Annotated in this window: 1 pseudogene; it reads right to left on the bottom strand. The window is 47.4% G+C overall.

Going from position 1 to position 247, the window contains the following annotated elements:
* Window positions 1-207: pseudogene (locus FS628_RS30815) on the bottom strand (hypothetical protein); the annotation flags it as partial.
* Window positions 208-247 lie beyond the last annotated feature (40 nt).

Here is a 247-nt window from a genome sequence, read left to right as displayed (position 1 = left end):
AAACCGCCTCATCAACCCCCATACCTCAAACTCCCGTAACACATCCAAACACCTTCCTCCCATCCCGCCACTCTTCATATACACCACAACCTCCCGATATGCATCCTCCAAAATCACTCCATTGCACCCTTCTAACACTCCATACATATCCTCACCATCCTTTCCATCCTCTACATTATCCATCAACTCACTCTCTACATCCCTCATATCATATCCCCCCTTCCCCCACACCATATCACCTAATACA

The sequence above is a fragment of the Paenibacillus xylanexedens genome (assembly GCF_007676705.1).
Lineage (GTDB): Bacteria > Bacillota > Bacilli > Paenibacillales > Paenibacillaceae > Paenibacillus > Paenibacillus xylanexedens_C.
The sequence above is the reverse complement of the archived record's forward strand: the minus strand, read 5'-3'. Positions and strand labels throughout refer to the sequence as shown.